This is a genomic window from Nesterenkonia sp. F (assembly GCF_000220985.1).
Taxonomy (GTDB): Bacteria; Actinomycetota; Actinomycetes; order Actinomycetales; family Micrococcaceae; genus Nesterenkonia.
The window spans coordinates 1-21,133 of sequence record NZ_AFRW01000003.1 but is presented as its reverse complement, the minus strand read 5'-3'; the positions used below and the strand labels follow the sequence as shown (position 1 = coordinate 21,133).

Here is a 21,133-nt window from a genome sequence, read left to right as displayed (position 1 = left end):
GGAGATCTTCTCCATCACCGAGGGGTCAGCCAGCGTGGAGGTGTCGCCGGCGTCCTTGCCCTCGGCCACGTTCTTCAGCAGCCGGCGCATGATCTTGCCCGAGCGGGTCTTGGGCAGCTCGGGGACCACCAGCACGTTGCGCGGTTTGGCGATCGGCCCGATCTGCTCGCCGACGTGGGCGCGCAGCAGCTGCTCGGTCTCCGCGGCGTCGTCGCCCTCGTGGTCGCTGTTCAGGATGACGAAGCCGACCACGGCCTGGCCGGTGGTCGCGTCCTCGGCGCCGACGACGGCGGCCTCCGCCACCGCCTCGTGGGAGACCAGCGCGGACTCGATCTCCGTGGTGGAGAGCCGGTGGCCGGAGACGTTCATGACGTCGTCGACGCGGCCCATCAGCCAGATGTCGCCGTCCTCGTCGGTGCGGGCGCCGTCGCCGGCGAAGTACACGTCGCCGAACCGGGACCAGTAGGTCTCCTGGTAGCGCTCCGGGTCCTTCCAGATGCCGCGCAGCATCGCCGGCCAGGGCTCGCGGACGACCAGCAGTCCGGCCTCGCCGCGGCCGAGGGGCTCGCCCATCTCGTCGACGACGCCGATGTCGATGCCCGGCACCGCGGTCTGCGCCGAGCCCGGCTTGGTCTCGGTCACGCCCGGCAGCGGGGCGATCATGTGCGCGCCGGTCTCGGTCTGCCACCAGGTGTCGACGATCGGGGCCGGGTGCTCCTTCGGCGGCTTGCCGGGGCCGTCGTTGGCGCCGATGACCTCGCGGTACCACATCCAGGCCTCGGGGTTGATGGCCTCGCCGACGGTGCCCAGCACGCGCAGGCTGGACAGATCGTACTGGTCGGGGATCTCCCGGCCCCACTTCATGCAGGTCCGGATCAGCGTCGGGGCGGTGTAGAACTGGGTGACCCCGTACTTCTGGACGATCTCCCAGAGCCGGCCCTTGTGCGGGGTGTCCGGAGTGCCCTCGTAGACCACCTGCGTCGCGCCGTTCACCAGCGGGCCGTAGACGATGTAGGAGTGGCCGGTGACCCAGCCGACGTCGGCCGAGCACCAGTAGACGTCCTGCTCCGGCTTCAGGTCGAAGGTGTCCCGATGGGTGACCGCGGTCTGGGTCAGGTAGCCGCCGGTGGTGTGCAGGATGCCCTTCGGCTTCCCGGTGGTCCCGGAGGTGTAGAGGATGAAGAGCGGGTGCTCGGCGTCGTGGGCGACGTACTCGTGGGTCGACGACTGCTGCGGCACCAGATCGTGCCACCACGTGTCGATCTCGCCGACGGGCACGTCCTCGCCGTTGCGCTGCACGACCACGACGTTCTCCACGGTGTGGCCGGGGGCGGCGAGGGCCTCGTCGACCTGCGGCTTCAGCGGCGAGGGCTTGCCGCGCCGATAGGAGCCGTCGGCGGTGACGACGAGCTTGGCCTCGGCGTCGTCGATGCGCGAGCGCAGGGCGTCGGAGGAGAAGCCGCCGAAGACCACCGAGTGGATGGCGCCGATGCGCGCGCAGGCCAGCATCGTCACGATCGTCTCGGGGATCATCGGCATGTAGACGGCCACGCGGTCGCCCTTGGTCACGCCCAGCGACTCGAAGGCGTTGGCGGCCCGTGCGACCTCCTCGGCGAGCTCGCGATAGGTGATCGTGCGCTGGTCGCCGGGCTCGCCCTCGAAGTGGATGGCGACCCGATCGCCGTTGCCGGCCTCCACGTGCCGGTCTGCGGCGTTGTAGGCGGCGTTGAGCTCGCCGCCGACGAACCACTTGGCGAACGGCGCCTCGGACCAGTCCAGCGTCTGGGTGAAGTCGGCGTCCCAGCTCAGCACGTCGCGCGCCTGGGAGGCCCAGTAGGCCAGCCGGTCCGCCGAGGCGGCCTCGTACCGCTCGGCGGTGGCCACCGCGTCCGCGGCGAACGCGGGGCTCGGCGGGAAGACGCGAGTCTCGTGCTGGAGCGTGTCGAGCTGATTGTCAGCCGGGGGAGTCGGGGTCATGCGCTGTCCTCCTCGGATCGTCACACGGGCACTGCGGGCATCGACCGCCGACGAGGTGCGGACGTGGGTCCGCGTCGGCGCTCGCGCAGTGCGCGAGACCGGCCGGGTCGCCGCGTCGGCGATGCCCGGCGGCACCATCTGTGTCGCCGCTCACAATACTCCTCCGAGGCGCGGGGAAGCGAGGTGCATCATGCGTGAGGGGTGTCACATCGTGGCGCTGACCTGAGGTTTCGTCGAGCGGCACCGATGAACGGACCCTCTGCGGTCGTGAGCGGCCTGCCCGACGGCGGCCTGATCCGCCCGGACGGAGGCCCGCAGACTCCGGGCGGCATCTGCGGACGGGGCGCCGACGCGCCGTAGAATGGCGGCGATGATGCGCGAGGAGACGCCCCTGGCCACCACGCGCCGGGCACGGAAGATCAACCGGACCCTGGCCGAGGTCTATCCCTATGCGGTGGCCGAGCTGGACTTCGAGAATCCCTTCGAGCTGCTCGTGGCCACTGTGCTGTCCGCCCAGACCACGGATGTGCGGGTCAACGCGGTGACTCCGGAGCTCTTCCGGCGGTACCCCGATGCGCATGCGCTGGCCGTCGCCGATGAGCGCGAACTGGCCGAGCTCATCCGGCCCACCGGCTTCTACCAGTCCAAGACTCGCTCGCTGCTGGGCCTGGCCGGCGCGCTGGTCGACCGGCACGACGGCGAGGTCCCCGAGGACGTCGACGCGCTGGTGGAGCTCCCCGGGGTCGGGCGCAAGACCGCCTTCGTGGTGCTGGGCAACGCCTTCGGCCGCCCCGGGCTGACGGTGGACACCCACTTCGGGCGGCTGGCCCGGCGGCTGGGCTTCACCGAGGAGCAGGATCCGGTGAAGGTCGAGCGCGACGTCGGCGCCCTCTTCGAGCCGAAGGACTGGACGATGCTCTCGCACCGGCTGATCTTCCACGGTCGCCGGGTCTGCCATGCCAGGCGGCCGGCATGCGGCGCCTGCCCGATCGCCCGCTGGTGCCCGTCCTTCGGCGCCGGCGAGGAGGATCCGGAGGCGGCGCGGGCGCTGCTGAAGTACGAGCTCGCCCCGGGACGGGAGGATCTGCTGGAGAAGATGCGCGCCGGCTGGACGCGTCGGCAGCTGCGCGAGGCGGGGTATCCGCTCAGTGCCTGATGCGAGGCCCCCTTCCGGATCGGACGCCGTGCCTGTCGGGCGACGCACGGTGCCGGGGCGCGACGACGCCGTCGCGGCGCTGCGCGCAGTGGTCGCCGACGCCGCCGACTACCGGCGCCGGCATCCCCGGGCCGCCGAGGTCGGCGGGTGGTGGCAGGAGGAGCCCGCCGTCGAGGTCCCGGTCCGGCCGGCGATGCGTCCCGGCGAGGGGCGCGACGCGGCGGTGCTCATGCTGTTCTGCCTGCCGGAGGTCCCGGACGAGGAGCCGTACCTGCTGGTCACCCAGCGGGCCGCCGGGCTCTCGGCGCACCCCGGCCAGGTGGCGCTTCCCGGCGGGGCGCTGGAGGACGAGGACGCCGGTCCCGTCGCCGCGGCGCTGCGCGAGGCCCACGAGGAGGTCGGGCTGGATCGCGCCGGGATCGAGGTGCTCGGCCCGCTGCCGCCGGCACCGGTGCCGGTCAGCGGCTTCATGGTCACCCCGGTGGTGGCGATGACCGTGGACCCGGGGCCGATGACGCCGGAGGCCGGCGAGGTCGACCGTGTGATCCGTGTGCCGGTCTCGGCGCTGGTGGATCCGGCGAACCGCAGCACCTCGCTGCTGCACCGCCGAGGCACGACGTTCCGCGGGCCGGCGTTCGTCGTCGACGGCACGCTCATCTGGGGGTTCACCGCGATCCTGGTCGACCGGATGCTGGCGCGGCTCGGCTGGGAGCGCCCCTGGGACTCCCGGCGGACGGTGGACCCGCAGGACTTCCAGGTCATCGGCTGAGGCCCGCGGCGACCCGCCGCCGGTGACCGTGCTGCCGCCGGCGGCTGGAGACCGGGCGGCGGGCGCTGCCCGGTCGGGAGTCCTGCACAGGCTTCGGTTCCTGCACAGGCGGCCGCGGGGCGACGGCGACGCGCCGAGCCCTCCACAACGGGCGGGGATGCGCTTCCCCGCCCGCCGCGGTGCGGCCAGGGTGGAGCCATGGGAGCACACACCGAGGACGCGGCGCGGCGGACGGACGACTCGACGGGCGGCGCCGGGCCGGACGCCGCGACGGCCGCGCTGCATCGTCGCCGCGGGCCGCGCGCGGACTCGGGAGGATCTGCCGATTCCGGGGGTCCTGCTGAGTCCGGGGAGCCGGCGATCCTGCTGGTCACCTCCGACGAGTCGCTGCGCGACGAGATCACGCTGACCGCCGCCGTCGTGGGCGCGCGCACCGATGCTCGGGAGGCTTGGCCGGAGGGCTGGCAGCGCGCCGTCGGCCCCGGGGGCCGCTGGGCGGCGGTCCTGTGTTCACCGGAGTCGGCCGCTTGCGCCGGAGCATCGACCGACGGGCTCCTCGTGGTCGGTCGCGGCGACGCGGCGCATTGGCAGGCCGCCGCGGAGAGGCCCGCCGCCGTCCCGGTGCCGCTGCCGGCGGCCGAGAGCTGGCTCGGCGAGCATCTCGCCGCCCGGGCGACGGACCGACTCCCGGGCCGGGCGGTGCTGGTGGCCGGATCCCACGGCGGCGTGGGCGCCAGCACCGTCGCGTTCCTGGCCGCCGCCGAGGCGGCGGCCCGCGATGATCGGGTCCTGCTCGTCGACGCGGATCCGGCGCCCGGCTCCGGACTGCGCGACCTGCTCGCCGCAGAGGCCGGCTCCGAGGCGGTTCTGGACTGGACGGGGATCGCGGCCACGGAGGGCGCGCTCGCCCCGGGGCATCTCGCCTCGGCGCTGCCCGAGGTGGAGGGGATCCATGTGCTCACCGGGGCGCCGACGCAGGCGCTCTCGCCCAGTCTGGTCGACCGTGTGCTGGCCGCCGGGCGCCGGGGATTCGACCTGGTCGTCGTCGACGCCGGCCGTGGACGCGCCCTCAGCGTGCTCGGCGAAGGCGGGAGCGCTGCGGAGGCTTCGCGCGGCGACGCCGCCTGGGATGCCGGCCTGCTGGTCAGCTCGGCCTCGAGGCGCGGGATGCGTGGGGCGGCGGAGGTGCTCGCCGCTCGACCCCAGATCCCCTGGGCGGTGGTGTCGTCCGGGGCCGCCCGCCCGGGCTGGTGCCGGGAGGACCTGGCGGCCCTCGGCTCGCCCGTGGCCGCCGACCTGCCCGAACAGAAGTGGCTGCGGCGGGCCGACGACCTCGCCGAGGCTTATGAGCTGCTCCGCACCCGCCGCGGCGAGACGTTCGCCGCGGCGCTGCTGGAGACCGTCGGTGCGGCGGATCCCGCCGGCGTCCGGACCGGGCCTCGGGCTGCGGCGGTGGGCGATGAATGACCAGACTGCGGCAGGACCGGCGGGCCGCTGCGAGGAGCGGCTCCTCATGGAGGATCTGCCCGACGCCGAGACCATGCGCGAGCTGCGCGAAGCGCTGACGACGGCGGACGAGCCGATCACCGCCGCGCGCATCGCCGAGCAGGTGCGCCGCTCGGGGATGGCCCTCGGTGCGGCCACCACGCGGCGGCTCGTCGGTCGGCTCCGCGACGAGCTCGTCGGCCTGGGGCCGCTGCAGCGGTATGTCGACGAGCCCGGCGTCACCGACGTGCTGGTCGACGGCAGGGCCCGCATCTGGACCGACGGAGCCGACGGGCTCCGGCGTCGGTCGGCCGCGCTGGACGGCGAGGAGCAGGCGCGCTCGCTGGCTCGGAGGCTCATCGCCCTCTCCGGAGGGCGACTGGATGAAGGACGACCCTGCGCCGACGGGAGGCTCGGCGACTGTCGCATCCACGCCGTCATCCCGCCGGTGGCCGTGGAGGGCACGATGATCTCGGTGCGGGTGGCCCGCGGGGCCGCCGCACGGCTGGAGGGGCTCTCGACGGACTGGCCGCACCGCGAGGAATGGCTCCGCCTGATCCGCATGGTGAATCGCAGACGGTGGAACTGTCTGGTCTCCGGCGGGACCGGGGCGGGCAAGACGGCGCTGCTGGCGGCGATGCTCGCCGATTGCCCTCATGACGAGCGTCTCGTGATCGTCGAGGACTCCGTCGAGCTGCGGCCCGAGCACCCGCATACGGTGCATCTGCAGGCCCGTCGCGGCAACGCCGAGGGAGCCGGCGCGGTGGAGATGGGCCAGCTGGTCCGCCAGACGCTGCGCATGCGCCCGGACCGGCTGATCGTGGGCGAGTGCCGCGGCGCCGAGCTGCGCGACTTCCTGGCGGCGATGAACACCGGCCACCGCGGCGCCGGCGGCACGGTCCACGCGAACTCGCCGGACGCGGTCCCGGCGCGGCTGGCGGCGATGGGAGCACTGGCGGACATGCCGCCGGAGACGGTGGCGATGCAGGCCGCCGCCGCCCTGGATCTGGTCATCCATGTGGAGCGCCGCGGCCCGCACCGACGGCCCGCGGCGGCCTCGCAGGTCGTCTGGGCCGACGGACGGCTGTGCATGATCCCGGTGCTGAGCCATGACGGCGAGACGCTGCGCCGCGGTCCGGGGTGGCAGGCGCTGGTCGGCGACGAGACCGACGGGCGCGACGAGCGGGCCGACGCTCGGTGGAACGGAGAGCGGAAGGCGGGGACGGATGGATGAGCTCATCGGCGCCGGCCGTGGCGCGATGCTGTTCCTCGGCGGGAGCTGCGCGCTCGTCGCCGTGCTGCTGCTGGTCCCGACGCCGTCGGCGGTCCGCCATGGTGCCCCGGCGGGGATGTCGGACTCGTCGCGCCGTCCGCAGCCGGGGATCGCACGACGGGTGCGCTCGCGGCTCGGACGGCGGCAGCGCCGGCGGTACACCGGCGAGACTCTGCGCCGCGACGTCGCCGAGCTGCTGCGCCAGCTGGCCGCCCTGCTTCAGTCCGGACGTTCGCCCGGCCAGGCCTGGGGCGACCTCCGCGACCACTGGATCCGTCTCGGGGAGTCGCATCCGCTGGCGGCGGTCTGCGCTGAAGTTGCTCGCGCGGAGGCCGTGGGAGACGGGGCCGCGATCGGACTGCGCCGCGTCGGCGGCGGAACGCGGAGCCGCACCGGGGCCCTCGGGCTGTCCCCGGACGCTGCCCAGGCGCTGGGCGAGGTCCTCGGCCGGCTGCGGGTGCGGTGGCCCTGTCCGAGGAGACAGGAGCTCCACTGGCCGAGCTCGCCCGTCGGCTGGCCGCCGCGGCCGAGGAGGAGGCCGAGCTGCATGCCGCGATCCGCACGGCGGTCGCCGGGCCGCAGACCACCCAGCTGATCCTGGTGCTGCTGCCGCTCGCCGGCGTCGGACTGGGGCAGATCATGGGTGCCGATGCCTTCTCGCTGCTGCTCGACGGCGGCGTCGGCACCGGCTGTCTGGTGCTGGGGATGGCGCTGCTGGCCGCCGGATGGTGGTGGGGCCGGGGAATGATCCGGGCTGCGATGCCGCATGGATGATGTGCTCCTCGGATCGCCGGCGATGCTCGCCGTCCTCCGTCCCTCCGTCGTCTGGGCGGTGCTCAGCGGGCTGCTGGTCGGACTGGCGGCCGGGCTGCTGATCCTTCCTGCGAGTCCCGTCGGACGGAGGGGCGCCGAGCGGGTCGCGCCCCGACGCGGCGCGGTCCGGAGGCCGGCCTGGAACAGGAGGATGTCCCGCCCGGCATCGGCGGGACCGGCCTCCTCCCCGACGTCGGGCGTCGGGGGCGACGCCGCACCCGACGCCGCCCCCGACGCGGCGCTGCTGGTGGACCTGGTCTCCGCCCTGCTCGCGGCCGGCTCCGGCATCGAAGCGTCGCTGGACCGTCTCGCCCGGACGGTGCCCGGCGCGGAGCCGCTGAGCGCAGTGCATCGAGCGCTGGCCGCCGGTGCCGGGTGGGACGACGCCTGGGCCGAGCTGCGCCGGGGGCGGGGCAGATCGACGGGCGGTCGGCGAGACGGCCGGCCGCGCCGGGGTCTCGACGGCCGGTCCGGCGACGGTCTCGACGGCGGGCTCGGCGAGCTGCTGGGTCGCCTCGCCGGACGTCGCGGCGAGGAGGACCCGCGCCTCCGGGCGCTGCGAGACCTCGGCGAGCAGCTGACCTTCGCCCACGGCACGGGAGCTCCCAGCACCGAGCTGCTCCAGATCGGCGCGGCCCGGCTGCGGGCCGCGCGCCGGCACGCGGCCGAACGGCAGGTGGCTCGGCTGAGCGTGCGCATGGTGCTGCCGCTGGGGGTCTGCTTCCTCCCGGCCTTCATCCTGCTCGGCGTGATGCCGGTCGTCCTCGGCCTGCTGCCTCGGGTGGTCGACGGTGCGCTGGGCGGGTGATCGTGCCTGGATCCGACCGGACGCAGGGGCGGCGGGACACACACAAGGGTCCGTCAGCCGGCCAGCGGAAGCTCCGCGACCACGGTGTGGTGTGCCGTGCCGCGCGGGCCCGCGCCGAGCTGGGAGCGCATCAGCAGCAGTTCGCCGGCCCGCCACTCGGGGCCGGCATAGTCGGCGAGCTCCTCCGCGCGGCGTCGGATCTGCTCGATCCCGACGCCGCGCCGCGGCGAGCGGGCCAGGGTCAGATGGGGCACCGGGTCCTCGGCCGGGGAATCCGAGCCCGAGGAGCCCTCCGCCGGGACGGGGGCGGCCGGCGCCGCCGATGCGGCCGAGTCGTCCGGCCCCGGAACTTCGGCGCCCGGGCGACTCCGCAGGCGGTCCTCGGAGACGACGTCGCGGCAGGCGATCATCAGCTCCACCAGCGGATCGAGCGTCGTCCCGGCCGGTCCGGGCGACGACGCACACCAGGGTCCTCGAGTCTGCACGCCGGCCCAGAGCACCCGGTCGGAGAACACCCCGGCGCCGGCGAGACGCAGAATCGGCGAGGGCGTCGCGGCGGCGAGCGCCGCCAGCTCTGCACGGATCCGCTCGGCCTCCTGGTCCGGAACCTCTCCGTGGAAGGCCAGCGTGATGTGACGCTGGTGCGCGGGCACCCAGCGCAGGGCCGGCACCTCCTCCTCGGCCGAGGGCAGCTCGGCCAGGGCCGTCTCCAGATCGTCGAGTGCCGGACGGGGCGGCACCAGGCTGGCGAACATCCGCATGGCTCCAGCATGCCGGACCTCCGGCGACGCGTCAGCGGTGCAGATGCACCGACAGGCCGGTCTCGCCGGGGCGGATCTCCTCGCGCAGCGCCCAATCCTCGGTGTAGTCCCCGGTGAACTGCTCCCGGTAGGGGATCGGTTCCTCGTCGAAGAGCCTCTCCAGCCGCCCGGCGAGGGAACCGGCGGCATCCGGCCAGCTGCCCTCGTCGGTGAAATCGGCGCTGGGCAGCGCCCACGGTCTCAGCGCGTCCATTCCGGTGTAGGCGAAGGTCCCGTGGAGCAGGCCGAAGAGCAGCTCCTCCAGCTCGCCGCTCTTCCCCCGCGGGCCGATCGACGCCGGCCGGTCGCCGAGCGTGATCGCAGCCAACGCCCGGGTGCCGCGGAAGGGGCCCTGCTCGAAGCGCAGTCGGCGACCGGTGGCCGGGTCCTTGCCGAAGGCGAATCCGGAGACGAAGACCCGGTCGAACCACCCCTTCAGGATCGCCGGCATTCCGTACCACCAGAGCGGGAACTGCACGACGAGCGCATCCGCACGACGCAGCTTCTCCTGCTCGGCGACGACGTCCGGCGGCTGGGTGCCGGCCAGCTGAGCGGACCGCCCCTGCCGCGTGATCTGCAGCGGCCGGGTCGCCGGACGGGTGTCGAGGGTCTCAGCACGGACCACCGGGTCCCAGTCCAGCGCGTGGAGATCGGATTCCAGGACGGTGTGGCCGCGTCGGCGCAGCACCTCGAGGCCGTGCCGGCGCAGATTCCCGGTCAGCGACTCGGGCTCCGGGTGTGCGCTGACCCAGAGCACAGTCCGCGGCGTCTCGGTCGGTCCGGCCGGGGGATCGGTGCGCCGTGCCGGCGATGCGGTGACGTGTTCGATGTCCATGCCGCCAGTGTCAGTGGGCAGGGCACGGGTGTACAGTACGGACAATAATGTCCCTGCCAGTGTCGGATGTCCGGCCGGCGATGAGATGGAGGCGAGGATGCGACTTCCCGTGCAGCGGGCTCGCCAGGTGTGCCCGGTGGAGGTGGCGGTGTCGGTGCTCGGCGGCGCGTGGAAGCTCACCGTGGTCAAGCATCTCTTCGACGGGCCGCGCCGGTTCGGCGAGCTCGGCCGGCTGGTGCCGCTGGCCAACCGCAAGACCCTCACGCGCCAGCTGCGCGAACTGGAGGAGGACGGCATCGTCGCCAGGGTCGTCCATGATCAGGTGCCGCCGAAGGTGGAGTATTCGCTGACCGAGCTGGGTCAGAGCCTGTGCCCGGTCGTGACGGCCATGGATGCCTGGGGCGAACACTTCGAGGCGCAGGCTGCGTCGCTGCGGCCCGCCTGAGCCGGGGCACCTGAGCCGGGGCACCTGAGCCGGGGCATCTGGTCCGGGGCACCTGGTCCGGGGCGGACGCTCATGCCATCCGGTGCACGGTCGCGCCGAGCGCATGGGTGAGGCCGTCGACGTCGGACGCGGCGGCCACGTCGGCCGTCGAGGACTCGAGCATGCTCCGCACGTCCACGGCGCCGCCGAGTTCGGCGAGGTACTCCTCGTGCGCCTCGAGCGAGGCGATGCCCTGTTCCAGCGGCGCTCCGCCGACATCGATGAGATGCGTGGCGGGCTCGGCGCCGACGACCATCAGCTCCGTCGCCGCCCACGGTTCCAGGTGTTCCTGCTCCAGAAGCTCGCGGAAGACCCAGGGATTGTCCGCGTCTCGCACCGCGTCGAGGGTCGCGATCCCGGCGGTCCGGTGGTCGGCGTGGTTCAGGCCCCAGGGGACGTGCAGTTCCCAGGGCTGGGTGACCACCAGATCAGGGCGGACTTCGCGGATGCGCCGGGAGATGTGCCGACGGGTCTCCGTGTCGGCCTGCAGCGTGCCGTCGGGCAGATCGAGGATGAGCAGGTCGTCGACGCCGACCAGCGCGCAGGCGCGGCGCTGCTCGGCGGCGCGCAGCGGTCCGGCCTCCTCCGGATCGCGGCTGCGCATGCCCGCCTCCCCGGCGGTGAGCAGCAGATATGAGACATGCACTCCGCGTGCGGTCCAGCGGGCGACCGCCGCCGAGGTGCCGTACTCGAGGTCGTCGGGATGGGCGGCGACGCAGAGCACGCGGCTCAGCTGCGAGTCGTCGTAGAGCGGAAGCGCGGAGTCGATGCTCATGGCCCCGAGCCTAGATGTCGGCCTCCGCGACGGTCAGCAGTGCGTGCGCCGGAGCCGCTCAGCTGATCAGCAGTCCGACGCCGTGCGTGCCCAGCCCCACTGCGAGGAACGCGATCGGATCTGCGCGTGTGCCCTCGAGGGAGTGCTCGCGATGATCGACGGCCGAGCGTCACCGCGGCGGGCCGGCGCGCGAGGTGCCCGTCGCCTCCAGCAGCTCGCCGGCGGAGTCGACCACGGCGCGGCGGACGGTGACGACGACCTCCGCGCCGTCCGCGCCGACGACGTGGCATGCGGTCAGCTCCGCGCCGTTGCGCCGCGTCACCTGCTCGGAGACGGTGCAGGGGTCCCCCGGCGCCAGCCCGCGGGCGACGTCCGCGCCGGCCAGGGCCGCCAGATCCGCCGCTCGCGCCGCCCGCGCTCCGCCGGTCGCGGCGGCGCCGAGCAGGACCACCGTCGCCAGCAGGATCAGCAGCGCGAGGGCGCCGGCCAGCACCAGCACTGTTCCGGAGCCTCGTTCCTCGGCTCCGGCGGTCGTCCCCGCGGTGCCGGTCCTCCGCCTCATACTCCGCTTCGTCGTCCGTCCCGCAGTCCTCCTCACGACCCGCCGCCGCTCGTCGTCGGGTCCGAGTCCCCAGGCTCCACGGCGGCCGGCAGATGCTCCACCGGCACCTCAGCCTCTGCGGTCTGTTCCCGTGCGATCTCCACCAGCCCGAGGATCCGCACGGGCCGGACGGCCCGGACCCGGGCATAGTCGCCGTCGCGGCTGATCGAGACCTCGAGCTCCTCGTCGGCGACGCGCCGCGCGGCCTCGATCGCCGTCGCCTCGTCCGCGCCCCGGGCGGTCTCGCGCGCCGCCGCCCGGACGCCCGCTTCGAGGGAGACCTGCGCGGCGCCGTGCATCGCGAGGCTGATCAGCAGCATCAGCACCAGCACCGCCGCGGGCAGCGCCGCGGCGAACTCGCCAGTGACTGCGCCGCGCTCGCCGACTGCCGGGCGGATCCGTCGGCGCCCGGGTTTGCCGGCGACCCGCCGGACGGGATCGCCGGCCCGCGAACTGACCGGCGATGCCGTCCGACGTGCGGCCCCAGGACCCGTCGCGAGTCCCATCGTGACGCGCTGGCCTGAGTCCATGGTTCTCAGAGGCTCAGTGCCCGCTCGACGATGCCGTGCAGCATCTCCTGGACCTCGCCGGAGGACAGCACGGCCACGAGCAGCCCGGCGAAGCCCACGGCGGCGAGCATCACGATGCCGTACTCAGCTGTGGCGAGGCCGTCCTCCTCGGTCCAGAGCTCGGCCGTGCGGCGGGACTCGCCGGCACGTCCCCTCCGGCGGTCGTCCTCAGCGGATCCGGCGGGTCCCGGCGCGTCCGCACCGTAGGCGGCCGACGGCGACGCGAGGTCGGGGTCCGGGCCGGCGGCGCGAGCGGCGGACGAGGCGGGAACCGAGGCCCAGGCCGAGACGCTGTCCTGGACAGATGCTCGGGCCTCCTCGGATGGGGCGGCGGTGATGGTCATGGTCCTGCTCCTCTCTCCCGGGCCGCCGGGATCCGTGTCGCTCCGGAGGAGCCGGGAACGGCCCGGGCGGCGGCGGGTGGTGGTGATCAGTCTGCGCCGGCGGCGGATCTCCGCGGCGCTGGGTGCGATCCTTCTCCCCGCTCGGCGCGGGGAGAAGCCGGTCGACCGCCGGTGGGGAGACGTCGGCGTGTCCTCGGCGCCGCGTCGTCGCCTGTGCAGGAGCCGACGCCTGTGCAGGAGCCGGCGCGCCCGATTCAGGGCCGGATCTCCGCCCTTCCCCGGAGCGTCCGGCAGTGATATGCAGTGAGGGAGAGCACATCACGGGGCGTCGACGGCGACGCCCCGCATGGTCGGAGCCCACGCGCGGCAGGAGCAGCCCATGACGGACATCGAGGAACTCCGCACCACCGAGGCTCATGTCTACGACGGGCCGGGCCGGGAGCTGCGGCGCGAGCAGCTGCACCTGCAGGGCCCGCAGACTGAGGAGGTGCTCCTCGACGTCGTCGCCTGCGGGGTGTGCCACACCGATCTGCACCTGCTCAAGGAGGAGATCGCGTTCCCGCATCCGGCGGTCGCTCGGCCATGAGGTCTCCGGCATCGTCCGCGCCGTCGGCACCGGCGTCGACCACGTCCGGCCGGGGGATCGGGTGGTCTGCAGCTTCATCATGCCCTGCGGCCGCTGCCGGCACTGCGAGCGCGGCCGGGACGACCTCTGCGAGGTCTTCTTCACCATGAATCGGCTGTCCGGCACGCTCTACGACGGCACCTCGCGGCTCAGCCGACCTGACGGCCGGCCGGTGGCGATGTACTCGATGGGCGGTCACGCACGGCAGGCGGTGGTGCCGATGCGAGCCGTCTTCGAAGTCCCCGACGGGGTGCCGCTGACCGACGCCGCGGTGCTGGGCTGCAGCCTCTTCACCGCCTGCGGGGCGATCAGCAGCGTCGCGAAGGTCCGACGCGGCGAGTCCGTGGCCGTCATCGCCGCCGGCGGGGTGGGACTGAGCATGATCCACCTGGCGCGGGCGGCCGGCGCCGAGCGCGTCGTCGCGCTCGACGTCGACGACGACAAGCTCGCTCTCGCCGAGGAGCTCGGAGCCACCGAGACCATCAACTCCACCCGTGCCGATCCGATCGAGAGTCTCCACGGTCTGCTGGGCCGCGGCGCCGACGTCGTCATCGAGGCGCTGGGCTCGACGGCCACCGCGAAGCTGGCCGTCGACCTGGTCGACGACGGCGGCCGGGCGGTGCTCGCCGGCGTCGCCCCGATCGGGCAGACCCTCGACGTCGACATCACCAGAGTGGTGCGCCGCAAGATCCAGATCCTGGGCACCTTCGGCGGCCAGGCTCACGAGACCATGCCGGAGGTGCTGCGCATGGTCGAGCAGGGCGGGATCGATCTGGAGCGTCTGATCACGAATCGGTTCGGCTTCGACGAGGTCGCCGAGGCCTATCGCGCGCTGGAGGAGCGGCGGATCCGCGGCCGCGGACTGATCGAGATCGCCCCCGAGCTCGACTGATACCCGCTGGGCCATCCGTGGGATATCTCGGTCGGCGCCCTCCGCATATGACGCCCGACGACGGCATGACGAGAGGCACGTGGCGGTGAACGTGCCCCCTCCGCTAGGATGAACGATGCTTCACGAGCAGTGACCGGGAGGCCGTGCGCCTCCACCGATCCTCCGATGGTCACTCACCAACCCCATGTTCACGGGTGGTCCAGGATCACGAAGCGGCTCGTCCTCGCCGAGCTCCTCGCCCCGTCGTCGGGCGATCTCGGTGCTGTATGGGACGGGCAAGAGCAGCGACGAAAGGATCGATGAGTTCGGCGCGGATCCCGCGCCACCCTCCCTCATTCCCCTCCGACGGGCGGCCGCGCCTGTTCGGACGACGGCATCCCCGGCGGACGGCCGCCCACCATCCCGACCGTCCGGCCTTCGACGCCTCGTCCGCGGCCGTCTCCGTCGCCTCCACGCCCAGCGCTTCATGCCCAGCAATGCCCAGCCGCGGCACGGCGTCGGCGGTGCACTGATCTGCATCGCTGTCGGCGCCGCGTCGCCGAGGACGCGACGCCCCACCGGGTGAGCGCGTCCGCCACGACTCTGGAGTCCGAATGATCGAACTGACACAGGTGCGCAAGGTGTTCCCCGGTGGGGTCACCGCGCTCGACGGGGTCGACCTGACCATCCCCGACGGCGAGATCCACGGGATCGTCGGCCGCTCCGGGGCCGGCAAGTCGACCCTCATCCGCTGCCTGACCGGGCTGGACTCGGCCACCTCCGGCAGCATCACCATCGACGGCGTCGACCTCGGCCGCGTCCGCGGCGCGGAGCTGATGAGCGCCCGGCGCAGCATCGGGATGGTCTTCCAGCACGTGAATTTGCTGGACTCGCGCACTGCGGCGAAGAACATCGCCCACCCGCTGGAGATCGCCGGCGTGCCGGCTGCTGCGCGGAAGCGTCGGGTCGACGAGCTGCTCGAGCTGGTGGGCCTCGCCGACCGGGCCGAGAGCTACCCCTCCCAGCTCTCCGGCGGGCAGAAGCAGCGGGTGGGCATCGCCCGCGCACTGGCCGCCGAGCCGCGCGTGCTGCTCTGCGACGAGCCCACCTCGGCGCTGGATGCGGCGACGACCCGGCAGATCCTCGAGCTGATCCGCGAGCTGCGCGATCGGCTCGGCATCACCGTGGTGATCATCACCCATGAGATGGGCGTGGTCCGCGAGGCCTGCGACGCCGTCTCGCTGCTGACCGAGGGCAGCATCGAGCGCACCGGCCGGCTGCTGGACGTCATCAGCGACACCTCCACGCCGCTGTCCAAGGAGCTCATCGCGCTGCCGCCGATCTCGGCGATGGAGCCCGGCGAGACGCTGGTGGAGGTGCTGGTCACCGCCGGCAGCCGGCTGGCCGACGTCGGCCGGCTCTTCTCGCTGCTGGCCGAGCACGGCGTCGAGGCCCCGGTCGAGGCCGGCACGGTGGAGACCATCCAGGGCGCGCAGATCGGTCGGCTGCACCTGCGGCCCGACGACGCGGGCACCGCCGAGGAGATCCGCCGTGTGCTCGTCGAGCAGGGCGTGCATGCCGAGGTCACCACCGCCGCGCAGGTCCGCGCCTTCGCCGACGAGCACCAGGCCGACGACGCCGAGGAGGAGAACCAGTGATCATCGCCGCCCAGGACGGCCTCTTCCTCGAGAACGAGGTCTTCGCCAACCAGCTGCCCGCCGCGATCCTCGAGACGATCTTCATGACGGCGGCCACCGGGATCATCGTCGCGCTGCTCGGCCTGCCGCTGGGCATCGCGCTGCACAACCTCGGCCCGAAGGGCCTGGCCCCGCGGCCGAAGACCTACCGGGTGGTCAGCATCCTGGTCGACATCGGCCGCTCCATCCCGTTCATCGTGCTGATGATCTCGTTGATCCCGTTCACGCGATTCATGGTCGGCACGGCGCTGGGCTGGCAGGCCGCCGTCGTGCCGCTGTCGGTCGGCGCCATCCCGTTCTTCGCCCGTCTGGTGGAGAACGCGCTGCGCGAGGTCGACGCCGGCAAGGTCGAGGCGGTGAAGATGATGGGCGCCTCCAGCCGCCACATCATGCGCCAGGTGCAGGTCCGCGAGGCGCTGCCCGGCATCGTCGGCGGCTTCACCGTCACCCTCGTCGCGCTGATCAGCTACACCGCCATGGCCGGCGCCGTCGGCGGCGGCGGACTCGGCGCACTGGCCTACAACTACGGCTACCAGCGGTATCAGGGCGACACCATGCTCGCCTGCGTGGTGCTGCTGGTGATCATCGTCGCGATCCTGCAGTGGACCGGCGATCGGATGGCCCGCACCATCGACCACCGCTGACCGCAGCTCCGGGGACGCCGCCGGAGGCGTCGTCCGGACCACCGCCTGATGAGAATCCTGACCACGAAAGGCAGAACTATGCACACCAGCACTGCACGTCGCTCGCTGAGCCTCTCGGCCGTCGTCGCGGCCTCGGCCCTCGCGCTGACCGGCTGCGGCCTGATGCCGGAGGAGGAGCAGACCGTCGGCACCGAGAACGAGGACGGCACCGTCACCCTGACCGTGGCGGCCAATCCGGTCCCGCAGGGTCAGATCCTGCAGTTCGTCGACGAGGAGCTCGCCGCCGACGCCGGCCTGGACATCGAGGTCAAGGAGTTCTCCGGCTATGCCGAGCAGAACCAGGCGCTGGCGGCCGGCGACGTCGACGCCAACTACTTCCAGCACGAGCCCTACTACGAGGCCGAGGTCGAGGCCAACGACTACGACTTCGAGCACTTCTCCGGCGTCCACATCGAGCCCTTCGCGCTGTACTCGAACTCGGTGGACAGCGTCGAGGACCTGCCCGAGGGCGCGCAGATCGGCATCAACAACGATCCCTCCAACCAGGGGCGCGCGCTGGCGCTGCTGCAGCAGGCGGATGCCATCACTCTGGAGGAGGGCGTCGACCCGGCCGACGCGGGCGTCAACGACGTCGCCGAGAACCCGAAGAACTTCGAGTTCGTCGAGGCCGAGGCCGCCTCGCTGGCCCGCACCCTCGACGACGTCGACGCCTCGGTCATCAACGGCAACAATGCTCTCGAGGCCGACCTCTCGGCGACCGAGGATGGGCTGATCGTCGAGGACGGCCAGGACAGCCCCTACGCCAACTTCCTGACCGTCCGCGCCGGCGACGAGGAGGACGAGAGCATCCAGACGCTCGACGAGCTGCTCCACTCCGACGAGGTGCGCAGCTACATCGAGGACACCTGGCCGGGCGGCGAGGTCATCCCGGCCTTCTGAAGCGGAGGCCTCGTCCGTCCCGCATCGAGCGGGGGATTCACTGCAGCTGCGGCGCGATTCAGGCCGGACAGCGGTAGTGGATCCCCCGCTCGACGTGCATCAGCCGCTCGCCTCGAGCAGCGTCTCCAGCAGGTGCAGCGCCGCGGTCTTCTCCAGCGGCGAGTTCTTGTTGCCGCACTTCGGCGACTGCACGCAGGAGGGGCAGCCGGCCTCGCAGCCGCAGCCGCGGATGGTCGCCGCCGTCGCCCGGATCCACTCCACCGCGGCGGCGTGGCCGCGCTCGGCGAAGCCCGCCCCGCCCGGGTGGCCGTCGTAGACGAAGATCGTCGGCTGTTCGGTGTCGGCGTGCAGCGCCGTGGAGACGCCGCCGATGTCCCAGCGGTCGCAGGAGGCGATCAGCGGCAGCAGCCCGATCATCGCGTGCTCAGCGGCGTGCAGCGCCCCGGGGATGTGCTCGGGGATCACTCCTGCCTCCGCCAGCGCGGTCTCCGGGGCGGTGATCCACACCGCCTGGGTGCGCAGCGTCGACGGCGGAAGGTCCAGCGGTTCGTCGGAGAGCACCTCCGAGCTGCCCAGCGCCTTGCGCTGGAAGCCGACGACGGCGGAGGTCACCTCCACCGCGCCGGCATGCAGCGCGAACCGTCCCCAGTCCGCCGAAGTGTCGGTGCCCAGCACCTCGATGGAGGTCGTCTCCCGGGCCTGGGTGTAGAACGGCGGCGACGCCGGAGTCACCAGCACCAGCGAGGCGTCCTGGTCGAGCTCCTCGACCACGTAGGTCCGTCCCTGGTGCACATAGACCGCGCCGGGATGAGCCTGCGGCTGGACCTGTCCGGATCCGATGTCGCCGATCAGCGTGCCGTCCTCGGCGTCGATGATGGTGTACGGTCCGCCGCCGTCGGAGCGCAGCGCCACCCAGCCGGCCGCCGAGGCCTCGTGGGCGAAGAACCAGCCGCGCGGCCGACGACGCAGATGCCCCTGCTCGGTCAGCGCGTCCACCAGCCAGCGCAGTCCGGCGAAGGGCGCCGGAGAGCCGTCGGAGGCGTCGGCCGGGACCAGCGGCAGCTCCTGCGCGGCGGCCAGCAGATGCGGTGCGGCCACATGCGGGTTCTCCGGATCGATGACCGCGTCCTCGACGGCGATGTCGAAGATGGCCTCGGGATGGTCGAGGAGATAGGCGTCCAGCGGGTCGTCGCCGGCGATGAAGAACGCGGCCCCGCGCTGGCCGTCGCGGCCGGCACGGCCGAGCTGCTGGAAGAACGACGCTCGCGTGCCGGGCCAGCCGGCGATGATCACCACGTCGAGGCCGGAGATGTCGATGCCCAGCTCCAGCGCCGGAGTGGAGGCGACGCCGTGCAGCCGGCCGGTGCGCAGCGCCTCCTCGAGCGCGCGCCGCTCCTCGGTGAGGTATCCCGAGCGATAGGCCGAGACGCGCGCGGTCAGCGCGCGGTCGACGTCGGCGAGGTTCTCGCCGGTGATCCGCGCGATCGTCTCCGCGCCGCGCCGGGACTTGATGAAGGCCAGCGTGCGGCGCCCGGAGACGACCATGTCGGTCAGCACGTCGGCCGCCTCCACGGTCAGGCTCCGCCGGGCCGGCGCGCCGGCGTCCCCGGTCTGCTCGGCCACGCTCGACTCCCAGAGGTAGGCGTCCACCGGTCCGTGCGGCGAGCCGTCCTCGGTCACCGAGACGACGCCGATCCCGTCGCTCTCGCCGGCGGCGTCCGCTTCGCCGTCCGCGTGGCCGTCTGCGTCGCCCGCCGGCGCGGAGCGGCCGATCAGCCGGGCGAAGGAGGTCGCGGGATCTCCGCTGGTGGCCGAGGCGCCGGCGAAGACCGGATGCGCCCCGTAGTGGGCGGCCACCCGCCGCAGGCGGCGCAGCAGCAGCGCCACGTGTGAGCCGAAGATCCCGCGGCAGCTGTGCGCCTCGTCGACGATCACGCAGCACAGTCGGGCGAAGAACCGCGCCCACCCGCGGTGGTTGGGCAGGATGCCGACGTTGAGCATGTCCGGATTCGTCAGCACCACATTGGCGTGCTGGCGGATCCAGGCGCGCTCCTCCACGGCAGTGTCGCCGTCGTAGGCCGCCGGACGGATCCCGCTGTCGTCGCCGGTGGGTCCGGTGGCCTCGGCGAGTTCGCTCAGCGCCTCGAGCTGATCGCCGGCCAGCGCCTTGGTGGGGGAGAGGTAGAGCATCGTGGCCCCGCCGCGGCAGATCGCCGAGAGGCCGGCCAGCTGGGTGCCCAGCGATTTCCCGGAGGCGGTGCCGGTGGCCAGGATGACGTCCCGGCCGGCGTGCAGGGACTCGGCGGCGCGGACCTGATGGGTGTAGAGCGCGGAGACGCCCACCTGCCGATAGCCGGCGCGCAGATCGTCGGGCACCCACTCCGGCCACGCGGCGGTGCGCGCCGTGCGCGCCGGCAGGGTGCGCACATGCCGCAGCGGGCCGGACCCGTCCATCTGCGTGGAGAGCCCGGCCCGCCGCAGCAGGTCGAGGGGGTCGTCTCCGGCGTGCGCGGCGCCGGTCATCGCTGCCCCGGGATCACTCGCTGAGGTGGTCGAACTGCGAGTGCGAGGGACGGGTGCGGCCGGTATCGGTGGCGGTGTAGACGTGCACGTCGCCGATCAGCGTCCAGCCGAGGTACTCGTAGAGCTCCTGGCCGTCCACGTTGGCGACCAGCAGGCCGTCGTCGACGTCGTCCTCCAGCGCGATGGCGATCAGCGCCCGGGTGACGAAGGTCCCCAGACCCTGCCGGCGGTAGTCCGGGTTGGTGTAGATGCGGTCGAGCACCGCGACGCTCTCCACCAGTGCGACCCGGCCGCGGGCGGCGACGGTCTCGCCGTCGTGCACGGTGAACAGCGTCCAGCCGTCCTTGTCCTCGCGCTGGGTGGTGTATCCCTCCGGGGTGATCGGGTCCTCGACGTCCTGGGTGGACATGTCGACGACCATCAGCTTCTCCTCGTCGGAGATCTGCTCCAGGCCGTCCATCGCCTGCGAGCTCAGAGCCTCGGCGCCCGGCTCGGCGATGACGGTCAGCAGGCGCCCGGGAGTGTCGACCACGGCGTCGACGGCGGCCTTCACATCGGTCTCCTCGGCGGCGTGGACGACGTACTCCCACTCGTCCGAGTCGCCGGAGCGCAGGGCCGAATGGACGTTGCCGTCGTGCTCGACGTCGTAGTCATGGGTCCGCGCCCATCCGGTCACCCAGATGCGGACGAGGGCGTCGTTCAGCTCAGCAGTCATGACTCGACTATATGAAGAAAACCGCCTCCTGTGGGAGGGGCGACGTCGCCCGGGTTCCTCGTCCGGGCGCCTGATCGGCGTCGTTCCGGGGATCAGCCGATGTCGGGAAAGTTCCTCCACAGCCCGTCGGAGTCGCCGTGAGACCCCGTGGGCTCCGATGAGTCCCCAGGAGGCGCCGTCGCCGGTATCCTCGTCGGTCGTGAGCATCTCGCGCATCGTCCTGTACTACACCTTCACCCCGCTCTCCGACCCGGAGGCGGTGAAGCTCTGGCAGCTCGCCCTCTGCCGGGAGCTGGGGCTGCGCGGACGCATCATCGTCTCGCCGCACGGGATCAACGGCACGGTCGGCGGCGAGGTCGACGCGGTGAAGCAGTACGCCAAGCGGACCCGGGCCTACGGGCCCTTCGCGGACCTGGAGTTCAAGTGGTCC

General features: G+C 73.0%; 21 protein-coding genes and 1 pseudogene. 13 read left to right on the top strand and 9 right to left on the bottom strand.

What is annotated here, in order from left to right; genetic code table 11:
• Window positions 1–1,977 (bottom strand): acetate--CoA ligase (acs, locus tag GU5_RS13155; RefSeq protein WP_033227623.1); only part of this gene is annotated, 1,977 nt, incomplete at its 3' end.
• Window positions 1,978–2,338: 361 nt separating this feature from the next.
• Here acs and nth point away from each other — a divergent pair.
• The 6 genes from nth (at window position 2,339) to GU5_RS16100 (ending at window position 8,281) form a co-directional block, all read left to right on the top strand.
• Window positions 2,339–3,133 carry an endonuclease III gene (gene nth / locus GU5_RS0100225; protein ID WP_010523570.1) on the top strand — a complete coding sequence of 265 codons (795 nt, stop codon included), beginning with the start codon at window positions 2,339–2,341 and terminating at the stop codon, window positions 3,131–3,133.
• 28 nt (window positions 3,134–3,161) lie between these two features.
• The gene (locus tag GU5_RS13150; protein ID WP_010523569.1) at window positions 3,162–3,902 is read left to right on the top strand and encodes a CoA pyrophosphatase; all 741 of its coding nucleotides are present in this window, start codon (window positions 3,162–3,164) and stop codon (window positions 3,900–3,902) included.
• Between the two features lie 198 nt (window positions 3,903–4,100).
• Window positions 4,101–5,369, top strand: a complete 1,269-nt coding sequence (locus GU5_RS16915; protein WP_010523568.1) for a hypothetical protein — start codon at window positions 4,101–4,103, stop codon at window positions 5,367–5,369.
• Window positions 5,370–5,415: 46 nt separating this feature from the next.
• On the top strand, window positions 5,416–6,621 hold the full coding sequence (locus GU5_RS16910; RefSeq protein ID WP_237704628.1) for a TadA family conjugal transfer-associated ATPase: 1,206 nt from the start codon (window positions 5,416–5,418) through the stop codon (window positions 6,619–6,621).
• Between the two features lie 501 nt (window positions 6,622–7,122).
• A complete protein-coding gene (locus GU5_RS13140; RefSeq protein ID WP_010523566.1) occupies window positions 7,123–7,434 on the top strand; it encodes a type II secretion system F family protein in 312 nt (103 codons plus the stop codon).
• A complete protein-coding gene (locus GU5_RS16100; RefSeq protein ID WP_010523565.1) occupies window positions 7,427–8,281 on the top strand; it encodes a hypothetical protein in 855 nt (284 codons plus the stop codon). The genes GU5_RS13140 and GU5_RS16100 overlap by 8 nt, the downstream gene beginning before the upstream one ends.
• A 53-nt stretch (window positions 8,282–8,334) precedes the next feature.
• On the opposite strand, the gene GU5_RS0100195 is transcribed toward GU5_RS16100, so the two are convergent.
• Complete coding sequence (locus tag GU5_RS0100195; protein ID WP_083830223.1) at window positions 8,335–9,042, bottom strand: 2'-5' RNA ligase family protein; 708 nt, start codon at window positions 9,040–9,042, stop codon at window positions 8,335–8,337.
• A gap of 31 nt (window positions 9,043–9,073) precedes the next feature.
• Window positions 9,074–9,916, bottom strand: coding sequence for an NAD(P)H-dependent oxidoreductase (locus GU5_RS0100190; RefSeq protein WP_010523563.1), 843 nt, complete (start codon window positions 9,914–9,916; stop codon window positions 9,074–9,076).
• A gap of 136 nt (window positions 9,917–10,052) precedes the next feature.
• Here GU5_RS0100190 and GU5_RS0100185 point away from each other — a divergent pair, with 136 nt between their 5' ends.
• Window positions 10,053–10,361: a helix-turn-helix domain-containing protein gene (locus tag GU5_RS0100185; RefSeq protein ID WP_304411932.1), complete on the top strand. Its 309-nt coding sequence runs from the start codon at window positions 10,053–10,055 to the stop codon at window positions 10,359–10,361.
• A 70-nt stretch (window positions 10,362–10,431) separates the two neighbouring features.
• Here the strand turns inward: GU5_RS0100185 and GU5_RS0100180 are convergent, their stop codons facing one another.
• The 4 genes from GU5_RS0100180 to GU5_RS13125 form a co-directional block, all read right to left on the bottom strand.
• Window positions 10,432–11,175 carry a PIG-L deacetylase family protein gene (locus GU5_RS0100180; RefSeq protein WP_010523561.1) on the bottom strand — a complete coding sequence of 248 codons (744 nt, stop codon included), beginning with the start codon at window positions 11,173–11,175 and terminating at the stop codon, window positions 10,432–10,434.
• Window positions 11,176–11,344: 169 nt separating this feature from the next.
• A complete protein-coding gene (locus tag GU5_RS0100175) occupies window positions 11,345–11,737 on the bottom strand; it encodes an Rv3654c family TadE-like protein (RefSeq protein WP_050806528.1) in 393 nt (130 codons plus the stop codon).
• A gap of 32 nt (window positions 11,738–11,769) precedes the next feature.
• On the bottom strand, window positions 11,770–12,306 hold the full coding sequence (locus GU5_RS16095) for a TadE family type IV pilus minor pilin (RefSeq protein WP_010523559.1): 537 nt from the start codon (window positions 12,304–12,306) through the stop codon (window positions 11,770–11,772).
• A 5-nt stretch (window positions 12,307–12,311) separates the two neighbouring features.
• The gene (locus tag GU5_RS13125; protein WP_010523558.1) at window positions 12,312–12,689 is read right to left on the bottom strand and encodes a DUF4244 domain-containing protein; all 378 of its coding nucleotides are present in this window, start codon (window positions 12,687–12,689) and stop codon (window positions 12,312–12,314) included.
• 379 nt (window positions 12,690–13,068) lie between these two features.
• On the opposite strand from GU5_RS13125, the gene GU5_RS17460 reads away from it, so the two are divergent.
• From GU5_RS17460 to GU5_RS0100145, 5 genes are all read left to right on the top strand, one after another.
• On the top strand, window positions 13,069–13,275 hold the full coding sequence (locus GU5_RS17460) for an alcohol dehydrogenase catalytic domain-containing protein (protein WP_237704627.1): 207 nt from the start codon (window positions 13,069–13,071) through the stop codon (window positions 13,273–13,275).
• On the top strand, window positions 13,217–14,206 hold the full coding sequence (locus tag GU5_RS15705; RefSeq protein WP_237704630.1) for a zinc-binding dehydrogenase: 990 nt from the start codon (window positions 13,217–13,219) through the stop codon (window positions 14,204–14,206). Before GU5_RS17460 ends, GU5_RS15705 begins: the two co-directional genes overlap by 59 nt.
• Before the next feature lie 593 nt (window positions 14,207–14,799).
• A complete protein-coding gene (locus GU5_RS0100155) occupies window positions 14,800–15,843 on the top strand; it encodes a methionine ABC transporter ATP-binding protein (protein WP_010523557.1) in 1,044 nt (347 codons plus the stop codon).
• Window positions 15,840–16,526 carry a methionine ABC transporter permease gene (locus GU5_RS0100150; protein ID WP_010523556.1) on the top strand — a complete coding sequence of 229 codons (687 nt, stop codon included), beginning with the start codon at window positions 15,840–15,842 and terminating at the stop codon, window positions 16,524–16,526. Before GU5_RS0100155 ends, GU5_RS0100150 begins: the two co-directional genes overlap by 4 nt.
• 78 nt (window positions 16,527–16,604) lie before the next feature.
• A complete protein-coding gene (locus GU5_RS0100145) occupies window positions 16,605–17,465 on the top strand; it encodes a MetQ/NlpA family ABC transporter substrate-binding protein (RefSeq protein ID WP_010523555.1) in 861 nt (286 codons plus the stop codon).
• Between the two features lie 99 nt (window positions 17,466–17,564).
• Here GU5_RS0100145 and GU5_RS0100140 read toward each other — a convergent pair whose 3' ends face one another.
• Together GU5_RS0100140 and GU5_RS13115 are read right to left on the bottom strand one after the other, a co-directional pair.
• Window positions 17,565–19,988 carry a DEAD/DEAH box helicase gene (locus GU5_RS0100140; RefSeq protein WP_010523554.1) on the bottom strand — a complete coding sequence of 808 codons (2,424 nt, stop codon included), beginning with the start codon at window positions 19,986–19,988 and terminating at the stop codon, window positions 17,565–17,567.
• 13 nt (window positions 19,989–20,001) lie between these two features.
• The gene (locus GU5_RS13115) at window positions 20,002–20,703 is read right to left on the bottom strand and encodes a GNAT family N-acetyltransferase (protein ID WP_010523553.1); all 702 of its coding nucleotides are present in this window, start codon (window positions 20,701–20,703) and stop codon (window positions 20,002–20,004) included.
• Between the two features lie 157 nt (window positions 20,704–20,860).
• On the opposite strand from GU5_RS13115, the pseudogene GU5_RS13110 reads away from it, so the two are divergent.
• Window positions 20,861–21,133: pseudogene (locus GU5_RS13110) on the top strand (hypothetical protein); the annotation flags it as partial.

Coding starts and splice junctions, on each gene's coding strand:
- nth (WP_010523570.1), top strand. CDS start 2,339: ATGGCGGCGATGATGCGCGAGGAGACGCCCCTGGCCACCACGCGCCGG.
- GU5_RS16915 (WP_010523568.1), top strand. CDS start 4,101: ATGGGAGCACACACCGAGGACGCGGCGCGGCGGACGGACGACTCGACG.
- GU5_RS16910 (WP_237704628.1), top strand. CDS start 5,416: ATGGAGGATCTGCCCGACGCCGAGACCATGCGCGAGCTGCGCGAAGCG.
- GU5_RS16100 (WP_010523565.1), top strand. CDS start 7,427: ATGGATGATGTGCTCCTCGGATCGCCGGCGATGCTCGCCGTCCTCCGT.
- GU5_RS0100195 (WP_083830223.1), bottom strand. CDS start 9,042: ATGCGGATGTTCGCCAGCCTGGTGCCGCCCCGTCCGGCACTCGACGAT.
- GU5_RS0100190 (WP_010523563.1), bottom strand. CDS start 9,916: ATGGACATCGAACACGTCACCGCATCGCCGGCACGGCGCACCGATCCC.
- GU5_RS0100180 (WP_010523561.1), bottom strand. CDS start 11,175: ATGAGCATCGACTCCGCGCTTCCGCTCTACGACGACTCGCAGCTGAGC.
- GU5_RS0100175 (WP_050806528.1), bottom strand. CDS start 11,737: ATGAGGCGGAGGACCGGCACCGCGGGGACGACCGCCGGAGCCGAGGAA.
- GU5_RS16095 (WP_010523559.1), bottom strand. CDS start 12,306: ATGGACTCAGGCCAGCGCGTCACGATGGGACTCGCGACGGGTCCTGGG.
- GU5_RS13125 (WP_010523558.1), bottom strand. CDS start 12,689: ATGACCATCACCGCCGCCCCATCCGAGGAGGCCCGAGCATCTGTCCAG.
- GU5_RS17460 (WP_237704627.1), top strand. CDS start 13,069: ATGACGGACATCGAGGAACTCCGCACCACCGAGGCTCATGTCTACGAC.
- GU5_RS0100155 (WP_010523557.1), top strand. CDS start 14,800: ATGATCGAACTGACACAGGTGCGCAAGGTGTTCCCCGGTGGGGTCACC.
- GU5_RS0100145 (WP_010523555.1), top strand. CDS start 16,605: ATGCACACCAGCACTGCACGTCGCTCGCTGAGCCTCTCGGCCGTCGTC.
- GU5_RS0100140 (WP_010523554.1), bottom strand. CDS start 19,988: ATGACCGGCGCCGCGCACGCCGGAGACGACCCCCTCGACCTGCTGCGG.
- GU5_RS13115 (WP_010523553.1), bottom strand. CDS start 20,703: ATGACTGCTGAGCTGAACGACGCCCTCGTCCGCATCTGGGTGACCGGA.